Origin of the sequence: Citrobacter sp. C348 (genome assembly GCF_047467975.1) — a bacterium.
Taxonomy (GTDB): Bacteria; Pseudomonadota; Gammaproteobacteria; order Enterobacterales; family Enterobacteriaceae; genus Citrobacter; species Citrobacter gillenii.
Map to the genome: position 1 here is coordinate 191,463 of NZ_JASJUJ010000002.1, position 13,968 is coordinate 205,430.

General features: G+C 51.9%; 11 protein-coding genes. 7 read left to right on the plus strand and 4 right to left on the minus strand.

The window, feature by feature from the left end:
- The first annotated feature begins 1 nt into the window (after position 1).
- The 6 genes from sdhB to QNN86_RS04895 all read left to right on the plus strand — a co-directional run bounded on the left by sdhB (position 2) and on the right by QNN86_RS04895 (position 8,393).
- Positions 2-718 carry a succinate dehydrogenase iron-sulfur subunit SdhB gene (gene sdhB / locus QNN86_RS04870; protein ID WP_115259048.1) on the plus strand — a complete coding sequence of 239 codons (717 nt, stop codon included), beginning with the start codon at positions 2-4 and terminating at the stop codon, positions 716-718.
- A 388-nt stretch (positions 719-1,106) separates the two neighbouring features.
- Entirely contained in the window at positions 1,107-3,908 is a 2,802-nt protein-coding gene (gene sucA / locus QNN86_RS04875; RefSeq protein WP_181618929.1) for a 2-oxoglutarate dehydrogenase E1 component, read from the plus strand.
- A gap of 14 nt (positions 3,909-3,922) precedes the next feature.
- On the plus strand, positions 3,923-5,146 hold the full coding sequence (gene odhB, locus QNN86_RS04880; RefSeq protein WP_117342254.1) for a 2-oxoglutarate dehydrogenase complex dihydrolipoyllysine-residue succinyltransferase: 1,224 nt from the start codon (positions 3,923-3,925) through the stop codon (positions 5,144-5,146).
- Positions 5,147-5,237: 91 nt separating this feature from the next.
- Complete coding sequence (gene sucC / locus QNN86_RS04885) at positions 5,238-6,404, plus strand: ADP-forming succinate--CoA ligase subunit beta (protein WP_096757838.1); 1,167 nt, start codon at positions 5,238-5,240, stop codon at positions 6,402-6,404.
- Positions 6,404-7,273 (plus strand): succinate--CoA ligase subunit alpha, encoded by an 870-nt coding sequence (gene sucD, locus QNN86_RS04890; RefSeq protein WP_115259045.1) that lies wholly within the window; start codon positions 6,404-6,406, stop codon positions 7,271-7,273. The genes sucC and sucD overlap by 1 nt, the downstream gene beginning before the upstream one ends.
- A gap of 226 nt (positions 7,274-7,499) precedes the next feature.
- On the plus strand, positions 7,500-8,393 hold the full coding sequence (locus QNN86_RS04895) for a PocR ligand-binding domain-containing protein (RefSeq protein WP_182270161.1): 894 nt from the start codon (positions 7,500-7,502) through the stop codon (positions 8,391-8,393).
- On the opposite strand, the gene cobA is transcribed toward QNN86_RS04895, so the two are convergent.
- A complete protein-coding gene (cobA, locus tag QNN86_RS04900; RefSeq protein WP_181618931.1) occupies positions 8,372-9,160 on the minus strand; it encodes a uroporphyrinogen-III C-methyltransferase in 789 nt (262 codons plus the stop codon). The genes QNN86_RS04895 and cobA overlap by 22 nt on opposite strands.
- Before the next feature lie 405 nt (positions 9,161-9,565).
- Between cobA and QNN86_RS04905 the strand changes: the two genes are divergently transcribed.
- The gene (locus QNN86_RS04905; RefSeq protein WP_115259042.1) at positions 9,566-10,468 is read left to right on the plus strand and encodes a LysR substrate-binding domain-containing protein; all 903 of its coding nucleotides are present in this window, start codon (positions 9,566-9,568) and stop codon (positions 10,466-10,468) included.
- Between the two features lie 82 nt (positions 10,469-10,550).
- Here QNN86_RS04905 and cobO read toward each other — a convergent pair whose 3' ends face one another.
- From cobO to glsA, 3 genes are all read right to left on the minus strand, one after another.
- Entirely contained in the window at positions 10,551-11,153 is a 603-nt protein-coding gene (cobO, locus tag QNN86_RS04910) for a cob(I)yrinic acid a,c-diamide adenosyltransferase (RefSeq protein WP_181618932.1), read from the minus strand.
- A gap of 9 nt (positions 11,154-11,162) precedes the next feature.
- Positions 11,163-12,815 (minus strand): class I fumarate hydratase, encoded by a 1,653-nt coding sequence (locus QNN86_RS04915; RefSeq protein WP_181618933.1) that lies wholly within the window; start codon positions 12,813-12,815, stop codon positions 11,163-11,165.
- A gap of 109 nt (positions 12,816-12,924) precedes the next feature.
- Positions 12,925-13,926, minus strand: coding sequence for a glutaminase A (gene glsA, locus QNN86_RS04920; RefSeq protein ID WP_181618934.1), 1,002 nt, complete (start codon positions 13,924-13,926; stop codon positions 12,925-12,927).
- Positions 13,927-13,968: the final 42 nt, after the last annotated feature.

The window sequence follows — 13,968 nt, forward strand, 5'->3', positions numbered from 1 at the left end:
AATGAAACTCGAGTTTTCAGTTTATCGTTATAACCCGGACGTAGACGATGCTCCGCATATGCAGGATTACACCCTGGAAGCGGAAGAAGGTCGCGACATGATGCTGCTCGATGCACTGATGCAGCTGAAAGAAAAAGACCCGTCACTGTCGTTCCGTCGCTCTTGCCGTGAAGGCGTTTGTGGCTCCGACGGTCTGAACATGAACGGCAAAAATGGTCTGGCCTGTATCACACCTATTTCTGCGCTGAATCAGCCGGGCAAAAAAATTGTCATCCGCCCGTTGCCGGGTTTACCGGTGGTGCGCGATTTGGTGGTAGACATGGGGCAATTCTACGCACAGTATGAGAAGATTAAGCCTTACTTGTTGAATAATGGGAAAAATCCACCGGCTCGTGAGCATTTACAAATGCCTGAGCAGCGTGAGAAGCTCGATGGGCTGTATGAATGTATTTTATGTGCATGCTGCTCAACGTCCTGCCCGTCATTCTGGTGGAATCCGGACAAGTTTGTTGGCCCGGCGGGTCTGCTGGCTGCGTATCGCTTCCTGATTGACAGTCGCGACACCGAGACCGACAGCCGCCTGGAAGGTTTAAGTGACGCTTTCAGCGTATTCCGCTGCCATAGCATCATGAACTGCGTCAGTGTATGTCCTAAGGGGCTGAACCCGACGCGCGCCATCGGCCATATTAAGTCGATGCTGCTGAAGCGTAGTGCATAAGTCGTTGTTGCCGGATGGCGACGTAAACGTCTTATCAGGCCTACAGGTACAATCCCGTAGGCCTGATAAGAGAAGCGCCATCAGGCGATAGTAAGTGTAGGAAACCTCTAAAAACTGCCTCTTATCTCTGACAGTTTTTAAAGGTTCCTTCGCGAGCCAATATGACAAAAGAGCTCGCAAGTGAACCCCGGCACGCATACGCGTATGCGTGGTAGTATCCACGGCGAAAATACTCGTCATAGTTCACGTTGCATGTGCGTTGGCTGCACTTGCTCACTCCGGTCACTTACTGGATGTAAGCTCCCGGGGATTCGCAAGCTTGCCGCCTTCCTGAAACGTGAACTATTTAGAGTATTAAATAAGCAGAAAAGATGCTTAAGGGATCACGATGCAGAACAGCGCTTTGAAAGCCTGGTTGGACTCTTCTTACCTCTCTGGTTCGAACCAAAGTTGGATAGAACAGCTCTATGAAGACTTCTTAACCGACCCTGACTCGGTAGATGCTAACTGGCGTTCGACGTTCCAGCAGTTACCTGGTACCGGAGTCAAACCGGATCAACTCCATTCAAAAACGCGTGATTATTTCCGTCGTCAGGCGTTGGCCACCCCACGTCACTCTTCTTCTATTTCCGACCCTGATGCCAATGTGAAGCAGGTTAAAGTCCTGCAGCTCATCAACGCATACCGTTTCCGCGGCCATCAGCATGCGAATCTCGATCCGCTGGGACTGTGGCAGCAAGAAAACGTGGCCGATCTGGATCCGTCTTTCCACGATCTGACCGAAGCCGATCTTCAGGAAAGCTTTAACGTCGGTTCTTTTGCCGGTGGCAAAGATACGATGAAGCTGGGCGAGTTACTGGAAGCACTGAAGCAAACCTACTGCGGCCCGATTGGCGCCGAGTACATGCATATCACCAGCACCGAAGAGAAACGCTGGCTTCAACAGCGTATCGAATCCGGTCGCGCGGCGTTCAGCGGTGAAGAGAAAAAACGTTTCCTCAGTGAACTGACTGCAGCAGAAGGTCTGGAGCGCTACCTGGGGGCCAAGTTCCCGGGCGCAAAACGCTTCTCGCTGGAAGGTGGTGATGCGTTAATTCCAATGCTCAAAGAGATGATCCGCCATGCCGGCAACAGCGGCACGCGTGAAGTGGTTCTGGGCATGGCACACCGCGGTCGTTTGAACGTGCTGGTGAACGTGCTGGGCAAACGCCCACAAGAGCTGTTCGACGAATTTGCGGGCAAACATAAAGAACACCTCGGCACCGGCGACGTGAAGTACCATATGGGCTTCTCATCGGATATCGAAACCGAAGGCGGTCTGGTTCACCTGGCGCTGGCGTTTAACCCGTCGCACCTGGAAATCGTCAGCCCGGTGGTTATCGGTTCCGTTCGTGCGCGTCTGGACAGACTGGATGAGCCGAGCAGCAATAAAGTGCTGCCGATCACTATTCACGGTGACGCAGCGGTAACCGGGCAGGGCGTGGTTCAGGAAACCCTGAACATGTCCAAAGCGCGCGGCTACGAAGTCGGCGGCACCGTTCGTATCGTTATCAACAACCAGGTCGGATTCACCACCTCTAACCCACTGGATGCGCGTTCCACGCCGTACTGCACCGACATTGGTAAGATGGTGATGGCGCCGATTTTCCACGTCAATGCGGATGACCCGGAAGCGGTTGCTTTCGTGACGCGTCTGGCGCTGGATTTCCGTAATACCTTTAAACGCGATGTGTTCATTGATCTGGTGTGCTACCGCCGTCACGGCCATAACGAAGCCGACGAGCCGAGCGCAACCCAGCCGCTGATGTATCAGAAAATTAAAAAGCACCCGACGCCGCGCAAAATCTACGCTGACAAACTGGAAACCGATAAAGTTGTTACGCTGGAAGACGCGACCGAAATGGTCAACCTGTATCGCGATGCGTTGGATGCGGGTGAATGCGTGGTGAAAGAGTGGCGTCCAATGAATATGCACTCCTTCACCTGGTCACCGTACCTCAACCACGAATGGGACGAAAACTACCCAAGCAAGGTTGAAATGAAGCGTTTGCAGGAACTGGCAAAACGCATCAGTACCGTACCTGAAGCGGTTGAAATGCAGTCGCGCGTCGCCAAGATTTACGGTGACCGTCAGGCGATGGCCGCAGGCGAGAAGCTGTTCGACTGGGGTGGTGCTGAGAATCTGGCCTATGCCACGCTGGTAGACGAAGGCATTCCGGTGCGTTTGTCGGGTGAAGACTCCGGTCGCGGGACCTTCTTCCACCGCCACGCGGTGATCCACAACCAGGCGAACGGTTCAACTTACACGCCGTTGCAGCATGTGCATAACGGTCAGGGCACGTTCCGCGTATGGGACTCCGTGCTGTCTGAAGAAGCGGTACTGGCATTTGAATACGGCTATGCCACGGCTGAGCCGCGCACGCTGACCATCTGGGAAGCACAGTTTGGCGACTTCGCCAACGGCGCACAGGTGGTTATCGACCAGTTCATCTCCTCTGGCGAGCAGAAATGGGGCCGCATGTGTGGTCTGGTGATGCTGCTGCCGCACGGCTATGAAGGTCAGGGTCCGGAGCACTCCTCCGCGCGTCTGGAACGTTATCTGCAACTTTGCGCCGAGCAGAACATGCAGGTTTGCGTCCCGTCTACCCCGGCTCAGGTGTACCACATGCTGCGTCGTCAGGCGCTGCGCGGTATGCGCCGTCCACTGGTGGTGATGTCACCGAAGTCATTGCTGCGTCATCCGCTGGCGGTGTCCACGCTGGACGAACTGGCTAACGGTGCGTTCCTGCCAGCCATTGGCGAGATTGATGAACTGGATCCGAAAGGCGTGAAGCGCGTTGTAATGTGTTCTGGTAAGGTTTATTACGACCTGCTGGAGCAACGCCGCAAGAATGGTCAGAAAGATGTTGCCATTGTGCGCATCGAACAGCTTTATCCGTTCCCGCATAAAGCGATGCAGGACGTGTTGAAACAGTACGCTCACGTACATGATTTTGTCTGGTGCCAGGAAGAGCCGCTCAACCAGGGCGCATGGTACTGCAGCCAGCATCATTTCCGTGAAGTGATTCCATTTGGGTCTGCTCTGCGTTACGCAGGTCGCCCGGCCTCTGCCTCACCGGCAGTAGGATATATGTCCGTTCACCAGAAGCAGCAACAAGATCTGGTAAATGACGCGCTGAACGTCGATTAAATAAAGGATAAATAATGAGTAGCGTAGATATTCTTGTTCCCGACCTGCCTGAATCTGTGGCTGACGCAACCGTAGCGACCTGGCATAAAAAACCGGGCGATAGCGTTAAGCGCGATGAAGTGCTGGTAGAAATCGAAACTGACAAAGTGGTACTGGAAGTACCGGCATCAGCGGACGGTATTCTTGATGCGGTTCTGGAAGATGAAGGGACAACCGTCACGTCTCGCCAGATCCTCGGTCGCCTGCGTGAAGGTAACAGCGCCGGGAAAGAGACCAGCGCCAAGTCTGAAGAAAAAGATTCTACTCCGGCGCAGCGCCAGCAGGCCTCGCTCTCCGAGCAGAATAACGATGCCCTGAGCCCGGCGATTCGTCGCCTGCTGGGTGAGCATAACCTCGAAGCCAGCGCCATTAATGGTACCGGCGTCGGCGGCCGCATCACTCGTGAAGATGTTGAAAAACATCTGGCTAAAGCTCCGGCAGCGAAAGCGGAAGCCAAAGCACCGGCAGCCGCACCTGCCGCTCAACCTGCACTGGGTGCGCGGGGTGAGAAACGTGTTCCGATGACCCGTCTGCGTAAACGCGTGGCCGAGCGTCTGCTGGAAGCGAAAAACTCCACCGCGATGCTGACGACCTTCAACGAAGTCAACATGAAGCCAATCATGGATCTGCGTAAGCAGTACGGTGATGCGTTTGAAAAACGTCACGGTATCCGTCTGGGCTTTATGTCGTTCTACGTGAAAGCCGTGGTTGAAGCGCTGAAACGCTTCCCGGAAGTCAACGCCTCTATCGATGGCGATGACGTGGTGTATCACAACTACTTTGATGTCAGCATGGCGGTCTCTACGCCGCGCGGCCTGGTGACTCCGGTTCTGCGCAATGTTGACCTGCTGGGTATGGCTGACATCGAGAAAAATATCAAAGAACTGGCAGTGAAAGGTCGCGACGGCAAGTTGACGGTCGAGGATCTGACGGGCGGGAACTTCACTATCACTAACGGTGGTGTGTTCGGTTCCTTGATGTCTACGCCGATCATCAACCCGCCGCAGAGCGCCATCCTGGGTATGCATGCCATCAAAGACAGGCCGATGGCGGTAGACGGCAAGGTTGAAATCCTGCCGATGATGTATCTGGCGCTGTCTTATGACCACCGTCTGATCGATGGTCGTGAGTCAGTGGGCTTCCTGGTGACCATTAAAGAGTTGCTGGAAGATCCAACGCGTCTGCTGTTAGACGTGTAACTATAAAGAGTATCACCTGCCCCGTAGGTCTGCGGCTTTATCAGGCCTACGGGTTATAAGATAACGATTACCTGAAGGATGGACAGAACACATGAACTTACATGAATATCAGGCAAAACAACTTTTTGCCCGCTATGGCTTACCGGCACCGGTGGGTTATGCCTGTACTACTCCGCGTGAAGCCGAAGAAGCTGCCTCTAAAATCGGCGCAGGTCCATGGGTAGTAAAATGTCAGGTTCACGCTGGTGGCCGCGGTAAAGCGGGCGGTGTGAAGGTCGTTAACAGCAAAGAAGACATTCGCGCTTTTGCTGAACACTGGCTGGGTAAACGTCTGGTCACTTACCAGACGGACGCCAATGGCCAACCGGTAAATCAGATTCTGGTTGAAGCTGCGACCGATATTGGTAAAGAACTTTACCTCGGCGCTGTGGTTGACCGTAGCTCCCGTCGCGTGGTCTTTATGGCCTCTACCGAAGGCGGCGTGGAAATCGAAAAAGTCGCGGAAGAAACCCCGCACCTGATCCACAAAGTCGCACTGGATCCGCTGGCGGGCCCAATGCCGTATCAGGGACGTGAGCTGGCATTCAAACTCGGTCTGGAAGGTAAACAGGTTCAGCAGTTCACCAAAATCTTTATGGGTCTGGCGACCATCTTCCTTGAGCGTGACCTGGCGCTGATCGAAATCAACCCGTTGGTTGTCACCAAGCAGGGCGACCTGATTTGCCTCGACGGCAAACTGGGCGCTGACGGCAACGCACTGTTCCGCCAGGCTGACCTGCGCGAAATGCGCGACCAGTCTCAGGAAGATCCGCGTGAAGCGCAGGCAGCACAGTGGGAGCTGAACTACGTTGCGCTGGATGGCAACATCGGTTGCATGGTTAACGGCGCGGGCCTGGCGATGGGCACCATGGACATCGTTAAGCTGCACGGCGGCGAACCGGCTAACTTCCTCGACGTTGGCGGCGGCGCGACCAAAGAGCGCGTGACCGAAGCGTTCAAAATCATCCTTTCTGACGACAATGTTAAAGCTGTTCTGGTTAACATCTTCGGCGGTATCGTACGTTGCGACCTGATTGCTGACGGTATCATCGGCGCGGTAGCGGAAGTGGGCGTTAACGTACCTGTTGTTGTCCGTCTGGAAGGCAACAATGCCGAACTCGGCGCGAAAAAATTGGCTGACAGCGGCCTGAATATTATTGCAGCGAAAAGTCTGACGGATGCAGCTCAGCAGGTTGTTGCCGCAGTGGAGGGGAAATAATGTCCGTTTTAATTAATAAAGATACCAAGGTAATCTGCCAGGGCTTCACCGGCAGCCAGGGGACATTCCACTCAGAACAAGCGATTGCTTACGGTACACAAATGGTCGGCGGCGTTACGCCGGGCAAAGGCGGCACCACCCATCTGGGTCTGCCGGTGTTCAACACCGTACGTGAAGCGGTAGAAGCGACCGGCGCGACGGCATCAGTTATCTACGTTCCGGCACCGTTCTGCAAAGACTCCATTCTGGAAGCTGTCAACGCGGGCATCAAACTGATCATCACCATCACCGAAGGTATTCCGACGCTGGATATGCTGACCGTGAAAGTGGCGCTGGATGAAGCAGGCGTGCGTATGATTGGCCCGAACTGCCCAGGCGTTATCACCCCGGGCGAATGCAAAATCGGTATCATGCCGGGTCACATTCACAAACCGGGCAAAGTGGGCATCGTTTCCCGTTCCGGTACGCTGACCTATGAAGCGGTTAAGCAGACCACTGACTATGGTTTCGGCCAGTCCACCTGTGTGGGCATCGGTGGGGATCCGATCCCAGGTTCTAACTTTATCGACATTCTGAAGCTGTTCCAGGAAGATCCGCAAACCGAAGCGATTGTCATGATCGGTGAGATCGGCGGCAGCGCGGAAGAAGAAGCCGCAGCCTACATTAAAGATCATGTGACCAAACCGGTTGTCGGCTACATCGCTGGCGTGACCGCGCCGAAAGGCAAACGTATGGGCCATGCGGGCGCGATTATCTCTGGTGGTAAAGGGACGGCGGATGAGAAGTTCGCTGCACTGGAAGCCGCTGGTGTGAAAACCGTACGCAGCCTGGCTGATATCGGCGAAGCGCTGAAGACCGTAATTAAGTAATAAGTAAAAAAACAGCCCTGACTATCAATATGGTCAAGGGCTGTTCCCGTTTCGACATGGTTGGCCATCTGATGATGGCCTTTTTTATTTTCTGCAATCCACTATCTTGAAATTTGATCACAATCATCTTCACAAATGAGATTATTTTTTGCGGTCAGCATCATTCTTTCTTTAGACTAAATTCTGCATATTACCGGCTTTAATATCAACATTGCCGGAGGATGGCGTGCCGCTGAAAATTAAGGATGACGACTTACAGTGTTTTTTCTCCATCGCCGATGTTTTTGCCAGAGCGACAGGATTAGCGACGGTAGTGATTGATGTTACAGGCAAGGTGATATCGGATTGCCATAATTTTAACGCATTCTGTACACTCATGCGTACCAATGAACAGTACCGAGCGAGTTGTCAAAAGTGTGATAAGTATTGCGCTTTTGAAGGGTTAAAACAGCTAAAACCAAGAATACTCTGCTGTTATGCAGGATTAAGCCTCTTCTCAATGCCACTCATTAATGAAGGGAATCTTTGCGGTTTTATTATCTGTGGCCAAGTACGAGCCAAATATCAGGAATATAAAACGATAGTTATAGATGAGCAATCACAATGGATGAGCGACCCTGAAATAAAGGCTGCATGGGATCGCGTGATTGTTGTGGATAATAATATATTGACCGCGTCGGCAAACTTACTGAACTTTATTGTTAATAATTATGAACGAAAGAATACGGTAGATGAAATGGTTAATACCCCTAAGGTAAGTACCCCGCAGATTTATTTTACTGAGCTTTCCCGGCATGAAAAGAAACTCATGGAAGCGCTACGTTATATTGATGAGAATTTATATAGTGAGCTATCTCTTGAATCCGTGGCAGCGCATGTATGTTTGAGTGCTAACTATTTTAGCCGCTTCTTTAAGAAACGTCAGGGAGTGAATTTTAAAACATGGGTGAATCAGAAGAAAATGCAAAAAGCGGGCGAATTATTGCATGATCCTGTGCATTCAATAGACAGCATTGCCCGGAAACTTCAGTACGCGCAAACCAGTTACTTTTGCCGTGTTTTCCGGGCGGCGCATCAAACGTCACCCCAGTCTTTTCGTCACGCGAGACTTTCGCAGTAGAGGCTTTCCGGTAGCGCGAGCGCTTCAGGGATAAAAGACAGTCTGTCGCTTAGGGTCACAACCTCACCGATAACGATCAGCGCGGGTGGCACGATGTTCGCTTCCTGCGCTTTGTTCAGTAATGACCCCAACGTACAAGTCAGTCGGCGCTGATTCTCCCGCGTAGCGGACATGATAATAGCGGCGGGGGTGTCGGCAGATTTTCCCCCCATGAGCAACTCTTCACAAATAAACGCCAGATTGGCGATCCCCATCACGATAACCAGAGTACCGTTGAGTTTGGCCAGTTGACGCCAGTCCTGCTGCTGATTTCCTTCACGCGTATGACCGGTGACCACGTGAAATCCAGAAGCATAATCGCGATGCGTGACCGGAATACCGGCGCAGGTCAGGCCGCCAATAGTGGAACTGATGCCGGGTACGACTTCAAAAGGTATGCCGATTTCCACGAGATCCTCAACTTCTTCAGCCCCCCGGCCAAACACGTAAGGATCGCCGCCTTTTAAGCGCACGATATGGTGATGGGTTTCAGCGTACTGGACCAGCAGCGCGTTGATTTCATTCTGCGGTACACAATGAAAGCCCGGATTTTTGCCGACATTGATGAGCTGGCAATCAGGTGCCGCCCATTCCAAAATTTTAGGATTGACCAGCCTGTCGTAAATAATGACATCGGCTTGCTTAATGCACATCATTGCTTTGAGGGTGAGTAACGATATATCACCGGGACCGGCGCCAACGAGCCAGACCTTTCCGAAAGTTTTCACATTGTGTCCTTTATCACGTCTAACATTAGAATGGCAGAAACCACATCAAGGAATGATTAAAAGCAGTCGTTTGCCGGGTGGTTATAACACTAAATTATCCTAAAATATCGCAGCAATAATATTGATTAAACTCGCATAGTTTTTTCTGCAATAAACAAGATCATTTGAAAAATTATTAAGAACTTATAAGCACTATTTGCCCAAGTTTAACCTTATTTAAATTGTGTTTACTGCCCGGCTTGCGTATTATTGGTTAATATTTATCCGCCTCAGTGTGAGTAAATCATGGATTGGATCAATGACATCAATGGACAAAATAAAATATAACTCTCGATGTTTATCTGGGTGTATTGAAATTTATTTTATAAATTAAACGTTTTTTGTACGCTGCATATGGAAGAGGTTATGAGAGGAAAAATACCGAAGACGGAGTTGCTGGTAACTTTTGAAGTGGTTGCGCGTCACGAAAGTTATACCCGGGCAGCAGAAGAGCTTGCGTTGACACAAAGTGCTGTGTTTCGCCAGGTGAATGCGCTGGAGGATTTTCTAAATACAGCGCTATTTAATCATGCCAAAAAGCGTATTTTTTTAAATGCGGCAGGTAAGCATTATTTAACTATCGTCAAGGAAACGCTTAACAAACTGGAACGTGACACCACCACCATAATGACCTGGCAGCCGACCGTACAGGTTATTGAGTTGGCGGTTAATCCTACGTTTAGCACGCACTGGCTGATACCTAACTTACGTGAGTTCAATAAACTTAACCCTGATATTATCGTGAATATTCACTCTTTGGCGAATATCGGCGATTTTCTCAATCGCGAATACGATGCGGCAATCATGCGGGAGGATTTTTACTCGCCATGGTCTGGGGTGGAGTACCTTTTCGAAGAGGAAATTTTACCAGTATGCAGCAGATGTTTGCTGACGGAAGCCGATCGCAAATTGGCTGTTAATGATCTGCTGAATGAGTTTCCTCTGCTGCACCAAAGCACGCGTATCAAAGGCTGGCAGGAGTGGTTTGCCTTGTCTGATGTCAGCAGTCCGTTAGTCAATAAAGGTCCGCGCTTTGATTTGCTCTCGATGCTGATTGCGGCGGTACGCTCGAATCTGGGCGTTGCGTTGTTACCGCGATTTGCTATTCAGCACGATCTGGACTGCGGTGATATGGTCATTCCCTGCGATGTCCCGATGCGTACCGGTAACCGATTCATTATGACGTGGCGTGAAGAGAAGGCGGAATCTCCGCATTTACAGACATTTCGTAACTGGTTACTCAGCAAGTCAGTGGTATCGGCTGCCTGATGGCGGTGTGCGTCTTATCTGGCCTACACCGATCGGTAGGCCGGATAAGACGCGTTAGCATCGCCATCCGGCAAAAGAGCCGCTACCAGTCGATGCCAACCTGCGCCTGAATACCGCTATCAAACGCGTGCTTGACCGGGCGCATCTCACTGACCGTATCGGCAAGTTCCAGTAAAAGCGTGTGGCATCCACGGCCTGTGACGATTACGCTCTGTCCGGCAGGACGATTCTCGATAGCGCCGATCACCTCCTGCGTATCCAGATAGTGGTATGCCAACATATACGTCAATTCATCCAGCACCACCAGATCGTACTGCGCATCGGCGAGCATGCGCTTACTTTCCTGCCAGACCACCGTTGCTGCCGCAATATCCGCTTCCTTGTTCTGGGTTTCCCAGGTAAAGCCGGTGCCCATAATATGGAATTCAACGCCGAGCGGATGTAGCGTGTTGTATTCGCCATTATCCCACTGGCCTTTAATAAACTGCGCGACGCCAACGGTTTTTCCATGGCCGACCGCGCGCGTTGCTGTACCAAAGGCGGCGGTGGATTTTCCTTTACCGTTGCCGGTGAAGACAATCAAAATCCCTTTCTTCTCTGTTGCCGCCGCCACGCGGGTATCAACTTGCTCTTTCAGTTTCTGCTGACGCTGGCGGTGCCTGTCGTCATTGGCTCGCGCTTCCATTGTTGCTCCTTAATGTCCTGCAGGGCAGGTTGTGCAGCGATGCTGCTGCTCAAACTGACTAAAGAAGTTGTTGCCTTTATCATCCACTAATACAAAGGCGGGCATATTTTTCACTTCCATCATCCACACCGCTTCCATACCCAGTTCCGGATACTCAAGACAATGCAGGCTTTTCACATACTGCTGGGCCAGCAGAGCCGCTGCGCCGCCAATGCTGCCGAGGTTAAATCCGCCATGCTTCTGGCAGGCATCGGTCACCTGCTTGCTGCGATTGCCTTTTGACAACATGATCAAACTGCCGCCCGCCGCCTGGAAAGCATCGACGTAACCGTCCATACGCCCGCCGGTAGTAGGACCCATTGAGCCGCAGGCCAGATTGTTAGGCGTTTTGGCGGGACCGGCATAATAAACAATGTGATTTTTCATGTATTCCGGCATCGGTTCGCCGTTATCCAGACGTTCTTTGATCCTGGCATGCGCGATATCGCGGGCAACGACAATCGGGCCGCTGAGTGACAGTCGGGTACCAATCGGCAGCGCGGACAGATCCTGCATGATCTCGCGCAGCGGACGATCCAGATCCAACTGTACGGTCTGACCGCTGTTTTCTACGCGCTGAGAATCGGGAATAAATTTGCCCGGATTATGTTCAAGTTTTTCCAGCCAGATACCGTGCTTGTTAATTTTGGCTTTAATGTTGCGGTCAGCAGAGCAGGAGAGGGCCATAGCGATAGGGCAGGAGCCACCGTGGCGCGGCAGGCGAATGACGCGAATGTCGTGCGCGAAGTATTTACCGCCAAACTGTGCGCCTATACCAAACTCGCGGCTGGCATTGAGCAACGCTGTCTCCAGTGCGGTATCGCGGAACGCCTGACCCAGTTCGTTGCCGCTGGTTGGCAGGTTATCGTAATATTTTGTTGAGGCCAGCTTCGCCACTTTCAGCGATTGATCGGCGGAGAGTCCGCCCACAACGAACGCAATGTGATACGGCGGGCAGGCAGCGGTGCCCAGTGATTTCATTTTCTCGATCAGGAAGGCGGTAAGTTTATCCGGCTGCAGAATGGATTTAGTTTCTTGATACAGCGCCGCTTTGTTGGCCGAGCCGCCGCCTTTATTGACGAACAGGAAGCGGTATTCGTTACCCGGGGTTGCACTGATGTCGATTTGCGCGGGCAGGTTCGTTTGGGTATTGACCTCGGTGTACATATCCAACGGGGCATTTTGCGAATAGCGCAGGTTGTTTTCCGTGAAGGTGGTATACACGCCTTTGCTTAATGCTTCCGCGTCATCGCCGCCGGTCCAGACCTGCTGTCCTTTGCTGGCAACAATAGTTGCAGTGCCGGTATCCTGGCAGTTGGGCAGGACGCCTTTGGCGGAAACTTCCGCATTGCGCAGCAGCTGGAGTGCGACATATTTATCGTTACTGCTGGCCTGCGGGTCGTGCAAAATGCTGGCGACCTGCTTCAAATGTCCGGCGCGCAGGAAAAAGGACGCTTCATAAAATGCCTGCTGTGCCAACAAGGTTAACGCCTCAGGCGCCACCTTGATCACTTCCTCTCCGTCTAACTCAGTTACCGTAACGTATTGGTTAGTGAGTAATTCATATTCTGTATTATCTTTACTCTGAACAAAGAGTTCCTGCCAGACAAATGGTTTAGACATTTTTACTTCTCACCTCTTCGTGTTGTTTGCCGGATGGCGCTTTGCTTATCCGGCCTACGATTAACGCATTGATGTTGGCCGGATAAGCAAAGCGCCATCCGGCACGGGGTTATTTCGCTAAAAAGACGTTGGCTTTAGTCGCTTCAGCGACATATTCGATAGTTTTCTGGGCACGAACGCTGTTACCGGCTTCATCCAATGGCGGAGAATAAACAGCTATTGCATATTCACCTGGGACGACAGCAACCATTCCGCCGCCGACGCCGCTTTTCGCCGGCAGGCCGACGGTATACAGCCACTTGCCACTGCCGTCGTACAATCCGGCAATCGCCATTTCAGCCAATACTTGCGGCACATACTTTTCGTTCAGCAACTGCTTGCCGTTAAACGGAGACTTTCCTTTGTTGGCGAGGACGGCACCCATTTTGGCCAGTTGCTCAACGGTGATATCCACCGAGCATTGACGGGTATAAATTTCAACGGCTTCGTCGGTGTTGCCATAGAAGCTGTTGTAGGACTCCATCAGCTTTGCCAGCGCCTGGTTGTGCTGGTTGGTGTCCATTTCAGATTTGAACACCGGTTCATTAACGGTCAGTTTGGCATCTGCCCAGACGTTCAGGTTATCGAGGATTTTGTTCCAGCGATCGGTTTTGTCTTTGGCTTCAATCAGGCTAACGGTACTCATTGCGCCAGCGTTAACCAGCGGGTTTTCCGGTGCGCCTTTGGTCAGTTCAACGGCTAAGCCTGAGTTGAATGGCATGCCGGTGGCATTAGCGCCGAGCTTATCCAGAACCACCTGCGGGCCGTGCTGCTCCATGGCCAGCGCCATGGTGAAGACTTTACTCAGGGATTCCATCGGGAAGGGTTTGTTGACATCGCCAACCTGGTAGATTTTGCCATCAACGGTGGCAATAGTGATGGCAAAATTTTTCGGGCTATAGGTCGCCAGAGCGGGGATATAGTCGGCGACTTTTCCGTCATTGTTACTTTTAAATTTCTGGTGTGCTTGCTCGATCAGATTGGCGTAATCCGGCGTGGTTTGCGCGAACGTGGTGGCGCTAAACAAGACGCTGAAAGAAAAGAGACTGACGCCGAGAAGTGTTTTATTCATTGTGTATTCCTGGTGTGTTGTGAAAAAAGATCCGTAGACCGG